Annotated in this window: 15 protein-coding genes; 2 read left to right on the top strand and 13 right to left on the bottom strand. The window is 70.9% G+C overall.

Annotated features, from left to right (window positions below; translation table 11 throughout):
* The first annotated feature begins 5 nt into the window (after positions 1–5).
* Entirely contained in the window at positions 6–3,995 is a 3,990-nt protein-coding gene (locus ACN0RJ_RS06525) for a S8 family serine peptidase (RefSeq protein WP_417723748.1), read from the top strand.
* A gap of 9 nt (positions 3,996–4,004) precedes the next feature.
* Here the strand turns inward: ACN0RJ_RS06525 and ACN0RJ_RS06520 are convergent, their stop codons facing one another.
* From ACN0RJ_RS06520 to ACN0RJ_RS06500, 5 genes are all read right to left on the bottom strand, one after another.
* Positions 4,005–6,308 carry a calcium-binding protein gene (locus tag ACN0RJ_RS06520; RefSeq protein WP_417723747.1) on the bottom strand — a complete coding sequence of 768 codons (2,304 nt, stop codon included), beginning with the start codon at positions 6,306–6,308 and terminating at the stop codon, positions 4,005–4,007.
* A 98-nt stretch (positions 6,309–6,406) separates the two neighbouring features.
* Positions 6,407–7,189 (bottom strand): heme ABC transporter ATP-binding protein, encoded by a 783-nt coding sequence (locus ACN0RJ_RS06515; RefSeq protein ID WP_417723746.1) that lies wholly within the window; start codon positions 7,187–7,189, stop codon positions 6,407–6,409.
* 4 nt (positions 7,190–7,193) lie between these two features.
* Complete coding sequence (locus ACN0RJ_RS06510) at positions 7,194–8,270, bottom strand: FecCD family ABC transporter permease (protein ID WP_417723745.1); 1,077 nt, start codon at positions 8,268–8,270, stop codon at positions 7,194–7,196.
* 3 nt (positions 8,271–8,273) lie between these two features.
* A complete protein-coding gene (locus tag ACN0RJ_RS06505) occupies positions 8,274–9,128 on the bottom strand; it encodes a heme/hemin ABC transporter substrate-binding protein (protein WP_417723744.1) in 855 nt (284 codons plus the stop codon).
* Positions 9,125–10,174 carry a hemin-degrading factor gene (locus tag ACN0RJ_RS06500; RefSeq protein WP_417721883.1) on the bottom strand — a complete coding sequence of 350 codons (1,050 nt, stop codon included), beginning with the start codon at positions 10,172–10,174 and terminating at the stop codon, positions 9,125–9,127. Before ACN0RJ_RS06500 ends, ACN0RJ_RS06505 begins: the two co-directional genes overlap by 4 nt.
* Before the next feature lie 208 nt (positions 10,175–10,382).
* On the opposite strand from ACN0RJ_RS06500, the gene ACN0RJ_RS06495 reads away from it, so the two are divergent.
* Positions 10,383–12,416, top strand: coding sequence for a TonB-dependent receptor plug domain-containing protein (locus tag ACN0RJ_RS06495; RefSeq protein ID WP_417723743.1), 2,034 nt, complete (start codon positions 10,383–10,385; stop codon positions 12,414–12,416).
* 78 nt (positions 12,417–12,494) lie between these two features.
* On the opposite strand, the gene ACN0RJ_RS06490 is transcribed toward ACN0RJ_RS06495, so the two are convergent.
* From ACN0RJ_RS06490 to ACN0RJ_RS06455, 8 genes are all read right to left on the bottom strand, one after another.
* Positions 12,495–13,511, bottom strand: coding sequence for an energy transducer TonB family protein (locus ACN0RJ_RS06490; RefSeq protein ID WP_417723742.1), 1,017 nt, complete (start codon positions 13,509–13,511; stop codon positions 12,495–12,497).
* Positions 13,508–13,894 (bottom strand): ExbD/TolR family protein, encoded by a 387-nt coding sequence (locus ACN0RJ_RS06485; RefSeq protein WP_417723741.1) that lies wholly within the window; start codon positions 13,892–13,894, stop codon positions 13,508–13,510. The genes ACN0RJ_RS06490 and ACN0RJ_RS06485 overlap by 4 nt, the downstream gene beginning before the upstream one ends.
* A complete protein-coding gene (locus ACN0RJ_RS06480; RefSeq protein WP_417721887.1) occupies positions 13,891–14,268 on the bottom strand; it encodes a biopolymer transporter ExbD in 378 nt (125 codons plus the stop codon). The genes ACN0RJ_RS06485 and ACN0RJ_RS06480 overlap by 4 nt, the downstream gene beginning before the upstream one ends.
* Complete coding sequence (locus ACN0RJ_RS06475) at positions 14,261–14,917, bottom strand: MotA/TolQ/ExbB proton channel family protein (RefSeq protein WP_417723740.1); 657 nt, start codon at positions 14,915–14,917, stop codon at positions 14,261–14,263. The genes ACN0RJ_RS06480 and ACN0RJ_RS06475 overlap by 8 nt, the downstream gene beginning before the upstream one ends.
* Positions 14,914–15,348 carry a hypothetical protein gene (locus ACN0RJ_RS06470; protein ID WP_417723739.1) on the bottom strand — a complete coding sequence of 145 codons (435 nt, stop codon included), beginning with the start codon at positions 15,346–15,348 and terminating at the stop codon, positions 14,914–14,916. The genes ACN0RJ_RS06475 and ACN0RJ_RS06470 overlap by 4 nt, the downstream gene beginning before the upstream one ends.
* A 131-nt stretch (positions 15,349–15,479) precedes the next feature.
* A complete protein-coding gene (locus tag ACN0RJ_RS06465; RefSeq protein ID WP_417721890.1) occupies positions 15,480–15,668 on the bottom strand; it encodes a DUF2783 domain-containing protein in 189 nt (62 codons plus the stop codon).
* On the bottom strand, positions 15,665–17,296 hold the full coding sequence (locus tag ACN0RJ_RS06460) for an FAD-dependent oxidoreductase (RefSeq protein WP_417723738.1): 1,632 nt from the start codon (positions 17,294–17,296) through the stop codon (positions 15,665–15,667). Before ACN0RJ_RS06460 ends, ACN0RJ_RS06465 begins: the two co-directional genes overlap by 4 nt.
* Before the next feature lie 26 nt (positions 17,297–17,322).
* A complete protein-coding gene (locus tag ACN0RJ_RS06455; RefSeq protein ID WP_417723737.1) occupies positions 17,323–18,273 on the bottom strand; it encodes an MBL fold metallo-hydrolase in 951 nt (316 codons plus the stop codon).
* Position 18,274 lies beyond the last annotated feature (1 nt).

Genomic DNA, 18,274 nt, shown 5'->3' with positions numbered 1-18,274 from the left:
GCGAGATGGCGATCATCCGTCCCGCCCCGGAACGGCAACTGGTGCGTGTGGCAGAGGGGCCCGCCGCGCTCACCTCGGCCATCCGCGCGACCGGTGTGCAGCAGGACCCGGACCCCGACATGCTGGACCGCGCCATCGCCGCGACCGCCCGGCTGGAAACCCCGGGGTTCGAGATCTCGCCCTGGGTCGGTTGCGGCTTCCTGGTGGCGCCGCGCCTGGTGATGGTGGCGCGCTACGCGGCGGACCAGATCGTCCGGCTCGACGACCGCAAGGCCGTGACCGGCCTCGCGCGGCCGGCCGAGATGACCTTCGGCAACGCGCTCGAGTCGCCGCCGCGCATCGCCGTCACCGGCTGTCCGCTCTATCATCCGGTGCTGAACATCGCGCTGCTCGAACTGGCCGAGGCGCCGGATGCCGCGCCGCTGGTCCTCGACGGGCGCGGCACCGTGGCGACCGACACGCCGATTGCGGTCATCGGGGCCTACGGCAATGACGCCTGGCGCAACGATCCGGCGATGATCGCCGCCCTCGGCAGTTTCGCGCCCGGCGACAAGGTGGTGGCGCCGGGCCGCACGATGGAGTCCGCCGTGGTCCCCGGCGAGACGACGCGCCACGGGTGGTCGCTCGGTCACGATTGCACCACGCTGGGCGGCGCGGGCGGCGCGCCGCTGGTGGACCTTGGCACGGGGCATGTGCTGGGGCTGCATTTCGCGGGCCGCTTCCTGCAGGAGAATTCGGCCGTGCCCGCGTCGGAACTGGCGCTGGACACGCGGTTGCGCGCGCTCGGACTGACCTTTGTCCCCGGCAGCGCCGCCCCCGATGCGGCGGTCTTCGAAGCGCGCTATCCCGACGCCCCCCGCGCCGCCGGCCCGTTCACCGCGCGGGCGGAGCGCGGGGCGCTGTCGGACAATGCGCTCATGCAGATCGACCGGACGCTGGCGGCGCGGTTTTCCGGGCTCGAGCCCTGCCTCGATTTCCTGCGCGGCCTCGGGCCGGACTACGCGGCCGCCATCGACTCGCAACCCGGACGGGGCCGGTTGCCGCAGGACAGGTTCCGGCGCGATGTCCTAGGCGCGCTCGACCGGCGGGGATTGCTTGCCGCACCGGCTTTCCGCGAGGCGCTTGCCGCCGGTGGGGCGACCGCAGGCGCCGCGCCCGACACCCCGCCCGAGCCCGCCGCCCCGTTCGGGGCCAGCGACCTTCCCGAGCTTGCGTCGGTGATCCTTCCGGAGATCGACGTCTCCGTGGGTCCGGTTTCCACCGACGCGCCGCTGTCCGGGGGCGGCGGGCCGTTCACCGGCGCGGGCGCCGTGTTCTCGGCGCCTTCCGATGGTGGCGGCGGGTACTTTTCCCTACCGTCGCACAACCGCAGCCTGGCCGGGTCGCGGTACTTTCCCGCCCCCGCCCGCGCGCCCGGCAGCCCCTGGAGCCCGACGATCCTGAACGCGACCGTCGCCGCGCCCTTCGACACCGAGGCGGCGCCGTTGCCGGGACAACAGGCGGGGCCGCTGGAATGGGTCGACCTGTCCTTTCTCGCGCGCGGGCAGGAGGCGGCGAAAGCCGTCTGCGCGATCCGTGCGCCGGAGCCGACCGGCACCGGCTGGCTGCTGGCGCCGGGCATCGTGGTGACCACCTTTGCCGCGCTGGGGATCGACGGCGCCGCACCAGCCGCCGCGCCCGCCGCGGGCGCAGTCGAGATCGTCTTCGACACCGCGGACGACGGCGCACCCGTCCGGCGGCGGGTCGGCTCGGTCGCCTCCGTCGATGCGGTCAACGGGCTGGTGCTCCTGCGGCTCGACCAGCCGGTCGTCCATGCCGCGCCGTTGCAGATCGCGCGGCAACGGACGCCGGGCAGCCCCGTCGCCTGCATCCATCACCCGGCGCCCGGACCGAAGGTCATGTCCTACGCCGGGGCGCGGCTGCTGTCGGACGACACCGGGGCCGTGCTGATCTGGCCGAAGACGGCTGCGGGCGACATGACCTATTCCCTCGCCGTGGGGCCGGGCAGCACCGGGGCCCCGGTCTTCGATCAGCGCTGGAAGGTGATCGCGACCCATCTGCACGCCGTGGACAGCCCCCTTGCCGTGCTGCAATCCGATCCGGTCGCGCGGGGGGCCTCGCTCGACACGCTGCTCGGCGGGTTGGAGGCGGGGGCGGACGCCACTCTCTGGCGCGAGATCGTCGGCGCGCAGAAGGTCCTGCGCTCGGTCGATCCGGGGCTGATGGCGCTGGCCGGCGGAGAGACCCGGCCCGTGGTCATCGACCTCGTCGACGCCGCCACGCCGCTGCCGGACCTGCCGGGGGTCAGCGGCCTCAGCCGCAGCGGGCAATACGTCTTTGCCCGCATCGGGGCCGAGGCGGTGGAACTGCTCGGCCGCCAGCCCGGCGTGGTGTCGATCGAGGAAAGCCGCGCCTCCTCGCGCACCGAATGCCGCCAGAGCCTGCCCTTCGTGGGCATTCCCGTCGACCGCACCGGCATCGACGAGGATGGCGCGGCGGCGATGATCGCGGTGATCGACGACGGGCTGGACCCCTTCCACGAGTGCTTTACCGATGCCGCCGGGGCCAGCCGGATCGCGCTCTACTGGGATCAGACCTCGGGCGCGGCCTTCGGCGAACCGACCCGGGCGCTCTCGGCCGAAGCGCAGGGGCTGGTCGCGGCCTACGGCCTGAACGGAGGCATCCTCTACACCGCCGCCGACCTCGCGGGGCTCGGCGATGACGACCGCGCGCCGCTGCGTCGCGGGGTGCTCCATGGCACTGCCGTCGCAAGCATCGCCGCCGGGCGCGGCACCGGCACGGAGCTGCATCGCTTCAGCGGCGGCATCGCCCCCGCCGCCCGCATCCTCGCCGTGCGGTTCAACGATGCGCCCGAGGATTTCGGCGCCGATGCCGCCTATATCCGCGCGCTCGACCTGATCGACGCCCATGCCGAGGCGCTGGACCTGCCGGTGGTGGTCAATATCTCGAGCGGTATCGAAAGCGGCGCCCGCGACGGCACCGCGCGGCTCGAGAACCGCTGTGCGGCCTTCGTCGCGAAACCCTGGCGGGTGGTGGTGAAATCCGCCGGGAACGAGCGCAACTCGGCCCGCCATTCCCGGCTCGAGATCGACGGCCCCGACCGCAGGCTGCTGCGCTGGAAGAGCCTGCCGGCCTCCGGCACGCCCCGGCGCGGCGAAAGCGACGTGATGGAGATCTGGTTCTCGTCCCGCAACAGCTACGAGCTGCGCCTCGAAGACCCGGAGGGCGGCATGTCCGGCGTCTTTCCGGCCAACCGTTCCTTCGAGGAACTGCTGGGCACGCGCAACCTGCTGCAATGCCGCTACGATCTGCGCTCGACCGACAACCGGCAGAAATCCCGCGTGGTTCTGCGGATCGCGCCGGGGGACAAGACCATGGTGCAGCCCGGCGAATGGCGCGTGCACCTGCGGCCGACCAGCTTTCTTCAGCCCGACGTGGTGCATGCCTGGCTCTGCAACCAGCCCGAGCGCACGCTGGTCTTTGCGCAGGACGTGGAAAGCAACTGCACCATCACCGTGCCGGGCACCGGATTGCAGACGATCACCGTGGCGGCGATGGAATCCGGCAGCGATCCGCTGGACTATCCCGACGGATCGGAAGGGCCGAACAGCGCGCAGATGATGAAGCCCGATCTCATCGCGCCGGGGGTCCGCCTGGCCGCCGCGCTGGCCGGGACCGACCGCGACTGCATGACCGAAACGCAGTCCGGCACCAGCCTTGCCGCGCCGCACGTGTCGGGCGCGGCGGCGCTGGCGCTGTCCATGGCCGCGAAGGCGGCGTCGGCAGCCGGGCTTGGCCGCGACGCCCTCGAGGTCGACCAGACCATGATCCGCGACCTGATGCTGCTGGCCGCGCCCGACTACCGCGCCGGGGGCAGCTATCGCGCGGGCTACGGGCGCCTGCACGTCGCCCGGTTCCTCGACCTCATGCGCGAGGATCTCGCCCGCCTGATCGGGGATGCGACCGGCGGCTGAGCGCGCCGCTCAGATCAGGAAATCCTCCGCGCTCAGCACGAGGTCCGCGCCGAGCGCGATCTCGAAATCGGCCATGCCGTCGCCGTCGACATCGGCCTGCACGATGGTCAGGCCGTCGTCGTACCGGTAGCCGAGTTCCCCCGCCGTCCCGGAAAACGCCGCATCGCCGATCCAGTCGAAGGCCTGCTTGCCGCCCAGCGTCGCATCCGCATCGAAGCGCGAGATCTCGATCCGGTCCAGCCCCGGTTCGAAATCGGCGATCACGTCGCGATTGCCGCTGCCGACCCCGCTTTCGGACATCTGGAAGTAGATGAAACGGTCGGTCTGACCCGTGCCCCCGGTCATCATGTCGGCCCCGAGGTTGCCGTAAAGCGCATCGACACCCGCACCGCCGATCAGGATGTCGTTCCCCGCGCGGCCGTAGAGCCGGTCCGAGGCATTGCCGCCCTCGAGCATGTTGACCCCGGAATCGCCGCGCAGGTTGTCGGCAAACCGCGAGCCGGAGATGTTCTCGATGTGGTGGAATGTGTCCCCTTCGGCGAGGCCGCCGGTGAAGAAGGTCAGCACGCTTCCCTCCACCGGGCCCTGCAGGTCGACGATCACGCGGCCGGTCGCATCGGCGTAGCGCAGCGTGTCGATGCCCGCACCACCGTCGAACCGATCGGCACCGGCGCCGCCGTCCAGCGTGTCGTCGCCATTCCCGCCGTTCAGGGTGTCGCTGCCGGTGCCGCCGGTCAGCAGGTCGCTGCCCGCGCCCCCGTCGAGGGAATCGCGATCCGCGCCGCCGTCGAGCGTGTCGTTCCCGCCGCCGCCTTCCAGCGTGTCGTCTCCGGCGTTGCCGATCAGCCGGTTGGCCTGTCCGTCGCCGATGAGCCGGTCCCCGTAGCGATCCGAGCCGCGCACCTCTTCGATCCCGGCGATGATGCCGGTATCGGTCACATCCCCGGCGTCCTCGCCGTCGAGGGGAACGAAGGTGCCGCTGGCCGTGCCGGCCGCGAGGTCGACCACCAGGTCCTTGATACTGCGCGTGACGGTCGTCGTGTCGCCGCTGCCGGGGTCGAAATAGCTCGACACGTAGCTCGAATAGTCGAGCACGTCCCAGCCCGCGCCGCCGTCGATGCTGTCATCGCCGCGGGAGATGGAAAAGACCTCGTCCCGCGCGCTGCCGATCAGGGTGTCGTCCCCGAGGCCGTCGAGCAGGGTCACGATGCCGTCGTCGGTCAGGCTGATCGTGTCTTCTCCGCCGGTGCCGTCCCGAACGATGCCCGTGGACAGATCGGCATGGATCGCGCCGGCGCCCGTTTCGCGCGACCGGTCCTGCACGACCAGCGTCAATTCCGCGCCCGCGCCGAGGCTGATGGTCACGCTGTCGGAGCCGGCCCCGCTTGCCACCGTCGCGCGGCCATCCTCGCCGAGGTCGAGCGTGATGCGGTCCATGCCGTCGTAGGTGGCAAGGTCGATCGCTGCCGCGCCGTCGGTGGCGAGCTCGATCACGTCGGCGGAATCCGTCGCCATGAGCGCAAGGCGCTGCCCGTCGAGCGCCGAGGCGAGGCCGACATAGGTGTCGGTGCCGCTGCCCCGGATGACCCCGGTATTGCCGGGCCCGTCCAGCATCGCCGTGATGCCCTGCCGGAGGGCGGAATAATCCAGAGTGGTATCGGCCTGATCGCCGACAAGGGACAGGTCGTAGCGATCGGAGCCGGGGCTTGCGACAAGGATGTTGCCCGAACCGCCATCGGTCAGCGCGACGATGGTGTCGTTGCCCGCGCCGCCGTCGATCTCCCGGTCCGTGGAGGGATGCGACCGCACGAGGATGAGGTCGTCTTCGGTGCTGGCCGCAATGGGCATGGTGGCAAGGACGATGGGATCGCCGGGGGCGAAATCGCCGCCCGCGGGGCCGAGGAACCGGACATCGTCCAGCCAGGCCGTCACCTGCGCGGGGGTCGAGAAGTCGGGCAGGGGCGCGCCGCCGATGCGGTAGACGAACTGGAAATCCGTCGCCGTGCCCGGCGTGGTCACGGTCAGCAGGTAGGTTGTGCCGCCGGACCACGTCGCCTGGCCCAGCCCGAATTCCAGCCCGAACTGCCAGGAAATGGTGTTGAACTGCGCGCCGTTCACGTCGACGTTGTAGATGCCGGAGCTGGTGATGGCGATCTCCGGCAGGAAGGTCCGCCCGTTCCCGAGACCCTGATATCGGAAAAAGCCCCTGTCGTCGTTTACGACAAGGTCCAGGGTCGCCGCCTGAACCGACAGGGCGCTGCTCGCGTCCGATGAGAACTGGATGCCGAATCCGTCAAGCGAATAGGTCGTCATGGAAATGCCCCCGGTGATACGCTCGAAATGTATGGCCTCATCCTACGCGAAAAGGTGACGTTGAAAAGCGTCGCATCCGGGGATGGGCGGGGAATGGCTCAGACGGTCGCGGCGGTATGGGGCAGCAGGAAGGGGGTGCCCGGCGGCGGTGTGCGCCCGACGTGCAGCGCGCAGCCATAGGCGCGCCCGAGCGTGGCGTCGGTCATCACTTCGGCGGGCGTTCCGGCGGCAAGGCAGCGGCCCTGCGCCAGCACCGCCACGCGGTCGGCGAACATCGCGGTGAGGTTCAGATCGTGCATCACCGTCACCACGCCGCCGCCCGCATCGGCATAGTCGCGCGCGATCCGCATCACCTGCAACTGGTGCGCGATGTCGAGCGCCGAGACCGGCTCGTCCAGGAACAGCCAGCGCGGCCTGCCGGCCTGCACCGGCTCCCAGACCTGTGCCAGCACCCGGGCAAGCTGCACGCGCTGCTGCTCTCCTCCCGACAGCTCCTGGTAGAAGCGCCCGCCGAACGCGCCGAGCCCAACCCGTTCGAGCGCGCGGGACGCGATGGCCGCCTCCGCACCGAAGGCGCCGTGGTGCAGGCCGATGGCGACGACCTCGGCCACGGTGAAGGGAAAGGCCAGCGTCGAGCCCTGGGGCAGCACGCCGCGCCGCGCGGCAAGGTCGCGCGCGGTCATCGTGGCGAGGTCGGTGCCGTCGAGGCTGATCCGCCCGCTGTGCGGAAGGTCGCCGGTGATCGCCTTGAGCAGGGTGGACTTGCCCGAGCCGTTGGGCCCAACGATGGCGGTGACGGCGCCCGGAGCGGCCTCGAAATCGAGCCCCCCGAGGATCTGCTTGCGCCCGATGCGGACGCCGATGCCGGATGCGCGCAGCACGGGATCAGAGGTCCACGGCGGCGCGCTGGCGCAGCAGGATCCACAGGAACACCGGCGCGCCGAGCACGGCGGTGACGATGCCGATGGGCAGTTCGGCCGGGGCGATGATGGTGCGGGCGATCATGTCGGCGCCGATCAGCAGGGTGGCGCCCAGCAGCGCGGCATTGACCAGCAGCGGCCGGTGGTCCGGCCCGGAGCCGAGCCGCAGCAGGTGCGGTACGACGATTCCGACAAAGCCGATCCCGCCCGACACCGCCACCGCCGCCCCGGTGGCCAGCGCCACGGCGAGGATGGCGGCGTTCTTCATGCGCTGCACCGGGATGCCGATGTGATGCGCCGTCGCCTCTCCCAGCGCCAGCGCGTTGAGCGCGCGCCCCAGTAGCGCCGCCCCGGCAACCGCCAGCAGCATGGCGGGGGCCGCGACCGACAGCTTGGCCCAGCTCGCCCCCGCGAGCGAGCCGAGACCCCAGAAGGTCAGGTCGCGCAGTTGCGAGTCGTCCGCCATGTAGACCAGCACCCCCGAGAGCGCCGCCGCCAGGGCCCCCAGCGCGATGCCCGCCAGCAGCATCGTCGCGACCGAGGTGCGCCCGTGCCGCGTGCTCACGCGGTAGAGCAGCAAGGTCGTCGCCCAGCTTCCGAGGAAGGCGGCGAGCGGCACGAGATGCGCACCCACCACCGCCAGCACGCCCGCCGGAAGCCAGAGCCCCAGGACGATGGCCGAGATCGCCCCGAGGCCCGCCCCCGCGCCGACCCCGACGATGCCCGGATCGGCCAGCGGGTTGCGGAACAGCCCCTGCATGACCGCGCCGGAGACCGCCAGCGCCGCACCGACGCAGATCCCCATGACCAGACGGGGCAGGCGGATGTCGAGGAGGACGATCCGCTCCATCCGGCTCAGCGCCTCGCCGCGCGCGAGACGGGACAGGATGTCGCCCAGCGACACGCCGGTCGCGCCGACGCCGAGGCTGGCGAGCGCGGTACAGGCGAGCAGCAGCGCCAGCAGCAGGTGGAGGCGGCGGGCCCGCGCCAGCCGGCTCAGCGGCGCGCGGCTGCGGGCGGGCATGTCGGTGAGGGCGACCATGGCTCAGTCCCCGTAGAGCGCGCGGTGCAGGTCCGAGACCGCCTCGGCGGTGCGCGGCCCGAAGCCGAGCAGCTTCAGCCCGTCGATGCGCACCAGCGCATGGTCCCGCGCGGCAGGGGTGACCGCCAGCGCGGGCAGGGCAAAGAGCTCCTGCGCCGTGGCCGCGTGATCGCCGCCCCGGTCCATCATCAGCACCACGTCGGGCGCGGCGGCGGCGGCGGCCTCGTCGGTGAGGGGCTTGTAGCCCTCGATCCCGCTCAGCGCGTTGACGCCGCCCGCCATGCGGATCACCGCATCCGCGCCGGTGTCCTGACCGCCCGCCATCAGCTTGCCGCCCTGCGCGCTGAGCACGAAGAGCACCCGTTTCGGGGTGTCCACCGCCTGCGCCCGCGCCTCGGTCGCGGCGATGTCGGCGGCGACGCTGGCCGCCAGCGCCTCGGCCCGCTCGGGAACGTCGAGCGCGGCGCCCACGACGCGGATCTTTTCCGCGATGGCGGCGGCGTCGAAGCCTTCGGGCACGGTGACGAAGGCGACGTCGGCGGCACGCAGCACCTCGATCGCCTCGGGGGGACCGGCATCCGCCTCGGACAGGATCAGCGCCGGGGCGACCGACAGCACGCCCTCGGGCGACAGTGCGCGCAGGTAACCGACATCGGGCAGGGCCAGCGCCTCGGGCGGGAAGGACGAGGTGGTGTCGCGCGCCACCAGCCGGTCCTGTTCGCCCAGGGCATAGACGATTTCGGTCACCGCGCCGCCGAGGCTCAGCACGTCGGCGGTTTCCGCCGCCTGCGCCGAAACCGCCAGCGCGCAACCGGCAAGGGCCAGCGCCGCGCGCCGGGTCAGGGTCGCGCCGCTCATGCCGGCACCGTTTCGAGGCCGGGCAGCGCGGTCACGATCTCGCGCCAGGGCTCGCGGCTGTCGCGGCCCTCCTTGGGGATCGGGAAGGCCTGGAAGATCAGCCCGCCCTCGGCGTCGAAGGCCTCGACCGAAAGGGCCGGACCGCGCTGGGTGGGCTTTTCGACGGCCCAGACCTCGGCCACGTGATCGCGGCGCAGATGCAGGTCGAAGCGCGGGTCGAGCACGTTCTGCCAGGGCCCCGTCTCGCGCAGGGTGAGGATCGGGCCGGAGTGGATCTGGATGCAGCCGCGGTTGCCGACGAACATCATGAATTCGATGCCCGTGTCCCGAACCCGCGTCAGCACGTCGTCCGCGGCCTCGGGGGCAAGCGCGCGGACATGCGGGGCGCCCGCCAGGCGGTAGGCGCCGAGGCGGTTCATCTTCAGCTTCGAGCAGAGGCGCAGGAACTGGTGGGTGTCGGTCAGGCGCGCCCATTCCTTGCGCAGGATCTCGGCCTTGGCGGGGTCGGCCTTGGGCGCCTCGGTGGGCTGGCGCGGCGCGACCTCCAGCGTGTCGGCCGTGTCTCCGGTGGCAAGATCGGCCTTGATCCGTTCCCAGGCGTCAAGGTCCGACCCGTCGCGCAGGTGGATCTTGTGCACCGCATCGCCCGCCGCGTCGAAGACCTGGAGCGAGCGGCGGAGGCCCGCGTCGGTCTCCTTCTCGACGGCAAAGGCATGCACCCACCACGACGGAAAGATGCGCAGGTCGATGTCCTCGGCCAGCACCATGCTCGCATGCGGGCCGGAGTGGTAGTCGGCATAGACGCCGACCTTTTCCGAGACGCAGGAGTCGTTGCGCGTCAGCGCCATGACCTCGCCCAGCGATTCCGCCGCGGGCATGAGGCGGTCGGGATGGGCGGCGATGCGGGTCGCGCCGGCGCCGGTGTGCGCGGCGACAAGCTGCGCCTCGGAGATGCCCAGCTTGCGGGCGAGGTCGCGTTCGCGGAGCTTCGGATCGGACAGACGCGCGTTGCGGATATCAAGCGGAGAAGGGGCGGGTCGCTGCATGAAGGGTCTCACCTGCTGACGGAAAGGGCGACGGCTGGCGAGGCGCGGCACGCGGCGCCCGAGGCTGACAAGTCATTCTTGACTGATTTACTTGGTTAAGATATCCGGCGCAAGCATCTTGTTGGCGGGCCGTTTTCTTGCCCGCCGCGCGGCCAGCCTTTTGCCAGCAGCAGAGCGAATTCTCACATGCTGACACAAGGGGACAGACATGCAGCATCGGATATTGCGAGGCACGACCGCCATGGTCGTGGCGCTGACCTGCGGCCTACCGGCCGCGGCACAGGAGGTGGGCGAGGACGGCTTTCTCGGCACCCTTACCCTGACGGCGGGCAAGCGCGACATCGCCACCGGCTCGGCCGTGGCGCTGACCGTGGTCGACCAGGAGGAAATCGAGGACCGGCAGGCGAGCACGGTCGCGCAGCTGATCGATTCCGTGCCGGGGGTCGAACTCATCAACGGCACCACGCCGCAGGGCTCCGGCATCAATATCCGCGGCTACGGCGCCAACACCACATACGGCTCGGACCAGAAGGTGGCGATCCAGATCGACGGTGCCTCGGTCGGCTCCGAGGAGCTCTACCGCATCGGCACGCAGCTCTTCACCGACCCGTTCCTCTACCGGTCGGTCGAGGTGCTGCGCGGCACCATCGGCAGCTTCGAATACGGCTCGGGCATCGTCGGGGGCGTGGTGAAGCTGGAAACCAAGGACGCCGGCGACTTCACCGGCGGCGTGCCCGGCTTCCGCTTCGGCCAGACGCTGGAATTCGGCTCCAACGGCAGCGGGTTCACCACCTCGACGCTGCTGGCCTGGCAGCCCGCCGAACGGGTGGAGTTCCTGGCCAACTACACCTGGCGCACGCAGGACGACCTGACGGACGGCAGCGGCGACACCATCGGCAACAGCAGCTTCACCACGCCGTCCGGGCTGCTCAAGGGCAAGTTCACCTTCGGGCAGGATGACGAGCACAGCATCACCCTGTCCCATTCCCGCACCAAAGCCGACGACAAGGACGTGCCCTACGACCAGTTCGCCACCTCGGGCGGGATGTTCGGCAACGTGGACCGGCTGACCGACACCCGCCAGACCGCCATCGAATACCGCTGGAACCCGCTCGGCAACGACCTGATCGACTTTTCCGCCAATCTCAGCCGGGCCGACCAGGTGATCGACTACAGCTATGTGCCGGGGTCGTCGCCGCTGGAGGGCACGCCGACCTTTGCCTTCCTCGAAAGCACGGTGAACGCGGAACAGCGCTATGTCACCGACAAGCTGACGCTGAAGAACACCGCGCTGTTCACCACCGGCGCCGTCGCGCATCGCCTCAAGGCGGGGGTCGAGTTCATTCACAAGGAACGCGCCGACAACACCGCCGCCAGCGCGCCGGGCGGCGAGGATCACCGCATCGCCGCCTTCCTGATCGACGAGATGTCGATCGGCGGCTGGACCGTCACGCCCGCGCTGCGCTACGAGACCTCCGAGGTCAGCGGGATGAACGGCGAAGGCACCTTCGAGAACGACGCGCTCATGGGCGGGCTGGCGCTGGCCTACGACTTCGGCAACGGCTTCAGCCTCTTCGGCTCGGCCGCCTATACCGAGGGCCTGCCGATCATCGACGATCTCGGCACCTCGGCCTCCGCGCTCTACAAGATGGGCACCTCCGAAAAGTCGCACACCTGGGAAATCGGCGCCTCCTATGCCGGCACCGATGTCTTTGCCTCGGGCGACCGGCTTGCCGTGCGCGGCAACTTCTACAGGACCGAGATGTGGGACATCACCAGCTACACCGCCTCCGGCAGCACCTCGGCGCTGCTTGACCGGGTCGAGACGCAGGGCTTCGAGCTCGAAGCGTCCTACGGGCTGGAAAACGGGCTCTATGCCGACCTCAGCGGGCATTTCGGCACAGGGCGCGAATACGGCGCGGGCAGCGACACGGTCTGGCGCAACACCCCCGCCAACACGGTCGGCCTGACCCTCGGCAAGAAGTGGGACGAGGCGCTGGACCTGAGCTGGGAGGTGGTGCACGCCACCAACAAGCGCGACGCGCTGGGCGCGGATCTGGAGGATTCCACGGTCCACAACCTGCGCGCCACGTTCAAGCCGCAGACCGGCGCGTTCCGCGACACCGAGATCCGGGTCGGGATCGAGAACGCCTTCGACCTCGACTATGTCGGGCACCTGTCCTCGTCCGACCGGCCCGCACCGGGGCGCACCTTCAAGGTCACGTTGTCGAAGCTGTTCTGACGGCACGCAGGACACGACAGCGAGAACGCCGCCGGTTCCCTCCGGCGGCGTTTCTGCTTTCGCGGCGGGGCGGGTTGTTCAGCGGCCCTTGATCTGGATCGAGAAACGCCGCTGCGCGCCCTGCGGCGGCGGCGCGAAGGGGGCGGCGCGCTGCACCAGTTGCAGCGCCGCCGTGTCGAGCGCCGAAGACCCGGAGCTGCGCGCGAGCGACACACCGGCCAGCCCGCCGTTCCCCGCGATGGAGAAGGAGACCACCGCCGCGCCGCGCGAGCCGACGCGGGGCTTGGGCACCCGTTCGATCCTGCGCATGACGAGACCGGGATAGTTGCTGGCCGCCGCATTGCCGGCCGACCTTGCCTTGCCGCCGCTGCCCTTCGTCGTCGCCTGCGCCTCGGCCCGGCCGGTGCTGCTGCCCGCGCGGGCATTTACCGAGCCGTTGCCACGCGCCGACTTCGCGGCGGGCCTGGCTTCGGGCTTGGGCCGGGGGGCTGCCTTGGCCGCCGGGCGGGGCGGCGGCTCTGCCCGGTTGCGCGCAACGGTTTCGATCCGTTCGCTGCGCGGTTGCGGGCGCAGGGAGCGTTGCACGGCGGCGGTCTCGGGCTCGGCGGCGGTCAGCGTCTCGGCCGGTTGCGCCCGCGCGGCCTCCTCCGGGCGGGCGGCATCGCTCGGGGCGGGGGCGGCGGCGACCGGGGCGGCGGCGATCTCGGCGGGACGGAGCGCCTCGGGCGGCGAGACTGGTGCGCCGGACTCGGGCACGGCGCGCGCCGCCTGCACAGGCGCGGGCGCCGCCGCCGGGGGGGCGGTCATTGCGGGTTGCGCAGGGGGCGGGGCGGGGGCCTCTGCCCGCTCGAGCGCGCGCAGCGGCTCGGTCGCGGCGGGCGGGGCGGTTTCGGTCACCTCCCCGGCGGTCTCGGCGGTCAGCGTCCCGGCGGCCATGTCGGCAAAGGAGGTGCCGAGCCGCACCTCGGCACCGCCGCTGCTTCCCTCGATCTCAACCGGCGCGGGATCTGGCATGAGCGCCAGCGCCAGCGCGCCGTGGGCACTGCCCGCCAGCAGCACGGCGAGGCATTTCACGGTGCGGGACCGGGCGATCATGGCAGGCCCCTCCGGCTGACGATGGCAACCGTTTCGGCACCCGCCTCGCGCAGTTCGCGCCCGAGGGTCACGAGCCTGTGCGCGGGCAGGGCGCGGTCGGGCACGATGCGGACGCGGGCGCGCGCACCGGGGTCGAGCCGGTCGACGAAGGCCCGGGCCGAGGCGACGGGATCGCCCCGGTAGCTCAGCGCGCCGTCGGGATGCACCACCAGCGCGTCGGGGGGCGGTGCGCCCTCCAGCCCGCGCGTGTCGACAAGCTTCAGCGCCGGGTCGAGCGGGCGTGCCAGGGTGCCGGCCACGAGAAAGAAGATCAGCATCAGGAAGACGATGTTGATGAGCGCGATGGTCGGTTCGCGTTCGGATTTCCGGCGTGCGGCGATCATGCGGCCTCCAGAACGGTGGCGGAAAGGCCGGGAATGCCGCGCAGCACCACCAGCAGATCGGTCAGTCGCTGCGCATCCACGTCGCCCTTCAGCGCGACGAGCAGCGGTTGCGGTTGCGCCGGATCGTCCTGCGCCAGCGCCTCGGCCAGGGCGTCGAGGTCCAGCGCGCGCCCGTTCAGGGTCAGACTGTCCTGCGCCAGTTGCAGGAACACCGGGCGGCTGTCGCCCGGCGCGCCTCCGGCCCCGGCGGCGGTCAGGTCGACCTCGGCAAAGCGGGTGAAGGTGGAACTCAGCATGAAGAACAGCAGCAGCAGGAAGATCACGTCGATGAGCGACGTCATCGACAGCCGCCGCCGCGCGCGCCGCTTACGCATGGACCGGCTCCGCCGCGGGGGCGCCCCGGGCGGCGCCGGGACCGTGGCCGGGGGCGAGCACCGTGCGCAGCGCGCGTTCGGCGAGCAGGCGGTCGGCATCCATCCGCGCCTCGAACCAGCTGAGCACGAGGGCCGAGGGCATGGCCACGGCCAGCCCGACGGCAGTGGTCAGCAGCGCCACCCAGATCCCGCCCGCAAGGATCGACGGATCGACCGAGGCGCCCGCATCCTGCAGCGCCTGGAAGGCCGAGATCATGCCGAGCACCGTGCCGAACAGCCCCAGCAGCGGTGCCATCTGCGCCACGGTGTCGAGCACGCGGAACCCGGATTCGAGCCGCGCGAAACGGGTTTCGGCCTCGGCCTGAAGGCGGGCCGCGTCGCGCTGGCCGGACAGGGCCATGTCGATCACCGGGCGCAGGTAGCTGCGCGAGCGGTCGAGCGCGGCGCGCGCGCCCGCGCGGTCGCCCGCGTCCCAGGCGGCGACCGCATCGCGCAGCGCCGCGTGGCGGCCGACCCCGGCCGCGGTGAATTGCCAGAGCTTGTAGAGAACGACCGTCAGCACCAGCACCGAGAGCGCGACGAGGATCATCACCACCGGGCCGCCGAGGGCAAATATCTCGGCAAGTGCCTGTTTCACCGGCGCGATCATCCCAGCACCTCCACACCGGTGCGGCTGGTGACGTCCAGCCCGCGCGTGCAGGCGCCGTCCTCCAGCCCCTCGGCCTCGCAGCGCGACGCGCCGTTGAACAGCACCCGGCCGAGCCCGTCGCAGGTGGCGCCGGGCAGCACGAACTGGCGCACGCGCGGGCGACCGGCGGGCAGGGTGCCGAAATCGAACAGCGTCAGGCTCGCCACCTTGCCCGCGGTGTCGAAGATCACCGTTTCGAAGACCGCGCTCTGCACGTCGGCCTCGTAGCCGTTGTTCACGAGAAAGCTGAGCTTGCAGCCCTCGCCCTCGGGGTCGGTTGCGTTGAGTTCGATGGAAAGCCGCGGGCCGGTCTCATCCTGCGCCATCGCCGAAGCGGCGGCAAAGGCCATGAGTCCCAGCGCCAGCGGCACCGTCCTGGCTGCCAAAGTCACGGGTATCTCCCTGGAATCGCTGAAAAGCTGCCTGTGTCTGGCCGGGGAGGAGACCCGTTGTGCTGGAGGCCGGTCGCCGCCATGATTCCACGGAACGGCGCGGGCTTCAATACCTTATGGAAAAACTCGGATTAAGGGCCGGCGACGCGCAGCGCCTCGCGCAGGATGTCCTCGTCACCGATGTGGTTGACCAGGGTGAGGATCAGGCGCGCGTTGAAGGCGGCGCTTTCCTCGGCGCTCCTGCCGTCATGCGCGGCGATCAGCGCGGCATAGACCTCGTCCGGGCGGGCGAGGTTGCGCGTGGTGATGAGGCGGCTCATGCGATGCCCTCCTGTCCGGTGGCGCGGGATAGGGCGGCCGCCACGGCCGCCGCATCGGCCGCCGCCGGGGTCCAGCGGGCGGCGATGATCTGGTCCGGGCGGACGAGGTAGACCGCCGCGGGTTCCGCCCCGAGATAGCGCTCGGCCAGGGCGCCGTCGGGCGGCAGGCGCAGCGCCGTCAGCTCCGCCCCCGGCAGCGCGTCCGGGTCCGGCCCCTCGCAGCCGATGCAGAGCAGGCGGAACCCGCCGCCGAGCCGGTCGAGCAGGAATCCCCCGGCGATCCCGGCATCCGGCGCGGTGCTGCCGGGGCGGGCGCGGGCCGGGGCATCGGGCAGGGCGTCGGGGGTGTTCAGGGGCGATGCGTCATGCGTGCAGGGCACCGAGAGGCGGCCGGAATTGACCAGCGGGCGGGCGAAATCGTGATGCTCGGCAAGGTCCAGCACCGCGTCGCGGAAGATCCGGCTCATCGCGCTCTTGGGCGAGATGAAATCGGTCGCGCGGGTGGAATTGAGGATGTTCTCGTCCGCCGCCTCGATGCGCTCGGCCTCGTAGCTGTCGAGCAGCGTCGCCGGGGCCTTGCCGGTCAGCACGAGGTGCAGTTTCCAGGCGAGGTTGTCGGTATCCTGAATCCCGGAATTCGCCCCGCGCGCGCCGAAGGGCGATACCTGGTGCGCGCTGTCTCCGGCAAAGAGCACCCGGTCCTTGTGGAAGCGGGTCATGCGGCGGCACTGGAAGGTGTAGATCGAGGTCCAGACCAGATCGAAGGCCACATCGGCCCCCAGCATGTCGCGCACCCGGCGGCGCACGTTGTCCTCCTTCAACTCCTCGGCGCGGTCCACGTCCCAGCCGATCTGGAAGTCGATGCGCCAGGTATCGTCGGGCTGGCGGTGCAGCAGTTGCGAGGCGCCGGATTTCGACGGCGGGTCGAACCAGAACCAGCGTTCGGTCGGAAACGCCACGTCGCGGATGCGCACGTCGGCAATGAGAAAGCTGTCCCGGAAGACCTGCCCCTCGAAGCTCATCCCGAGCATCTTGCGCAGGGGCGATCCCGCGCCGTCGCAGGCGACCACCCAGTCGGCGGCGATGCGGTAGGGGCCCTCGGGGGTCATCACGTCGAGCAGGGCATGGTCGGCCTGCGTGTCGATGGCCTCGACACGGTTGCGGCCGCGGATCTCGATCGGCGCGCCGCCGGCCTGCGCCTCGCGGATGCGGTCGACGAGGCATTTCTCGAAATAGGGCTGCTGGAGGTTGATGAAGGCGGGGTGGCGGTGTCCGTCCTCGGGCAGAAGGTTGAATTCGTAGACCTTGCGGTCGCCGTGGAACACCTTGCCGATGTTCCAGACGACGCCCTTGTCGGTCATCGGCTGCGCGCAGCCGAGCCGGTGGGCGATTTCGAGCGAGCGCTTGGAAAAGCAGATCGCGCGGGAGCCGGTGGCGATGCCCTCGTGATCGTCGAGCACCAGCACCGGCGTGCCGCGCAGCCCGAGGTCGAGCGCGCAGGCCATGCCCACCGGGCCGCCGCCCACCACCACGACGGGATGGCGCGCGGGCTCCGTCCGGTCCTGATCGGCGGCGCGGGCATAGGGATAGGCCCGGTAGGCAAGCGGGTAGCGGTCCGCGATGGTCATCTGTTCCTCTCCCCCCGAAGGCTGTCTCAGCCCTGAAGCGCGTCCCACATCTGGCGGTCGCGTTCGGCGGTCCAGACCCTCGGCGTGTCGATGCCGCGCGCCTCGTCGAAGGCGCGGGCGACGTTGAAGGGCAGGCAGTGTTCGTAGATCGCATAGTCCGAGAACTTGGGATCGCATTCCGCGCGCACCGCCTCCCAGGCATCCCTCAGCGTGCCGCCACGGGCGACGACCCGGGCGACCGGCTTGTAGGTGGAGCGGATGAAATCCTCGGTGCCGGCGATGGCCGCGGCGACCCGGTCGGTGCCGACCAGCGCGTCCCCGCGCCCGGGCGCGATGGCGACGGGTTCGAAAGACGCAATCATGTCAAGCGTTTGAGGCCAGTCGTTGAAGTGCCCGTCGCCGCAGTAGCAGGCCGAGTGATCCTCGACGATGTCGCCGGTGAACATGACCTCCTGATCGGGCACCCAGATCACCGCATCACCGGCGGTATGGGCGCGGCCGGGGGTGTGGATCTCGATCCGGCGCTTGCCGAGGTAGACGGTCATCGACTCGGAAAAAGTCGTTGTGGGCCAAGTCAGTCCGGGGATTTCCTCATGTCCCTGGAACAACCGGGGAAAGCGGCCGAACTCGCTGTCCCAATCCTCCTGACCGCGCTCCGCGACCATGGCGGCGGCGGTGTCGGACATGATGATCTCGCGTGCGCCGTAGGCGCTGGCCCCCAGCACCCGGACCGCGTGGTAATGGGTCAGGACGAGGTGCGAGATCGGCTTGTCGGTGACGGAGCGCACGCAGTCGATCACCTTGCGCGCGAGGCGCGGGGTGGCCTGCGCCTCGACGATCATCACGCTTTCGTCGCCGATGATGACGCCGGTGTTGGGATCGCCCTCGGCGGTGAAGGCAAACAGACCCTCGCCCACCTCGGTAAAGGAAATGGTCTTTTCGGCGAGGTCCCCCTGCGAGGCGAAGGCTTTGGTCATG

Origin of the sequence: Salipiger sp. (assembly GCF_048261495.1) — a bacterium.
In the GTDB taxonomy this organism is placed as follows: domain Bacteria; phylum Pseudomonadota; class Alphaproteobacteria; order Rhodobacterales; family Rhodobacteraceae; genus Salipiger.
This window is presented reverse-complemented; position numbering and strand designations above follow the sequence as displayed.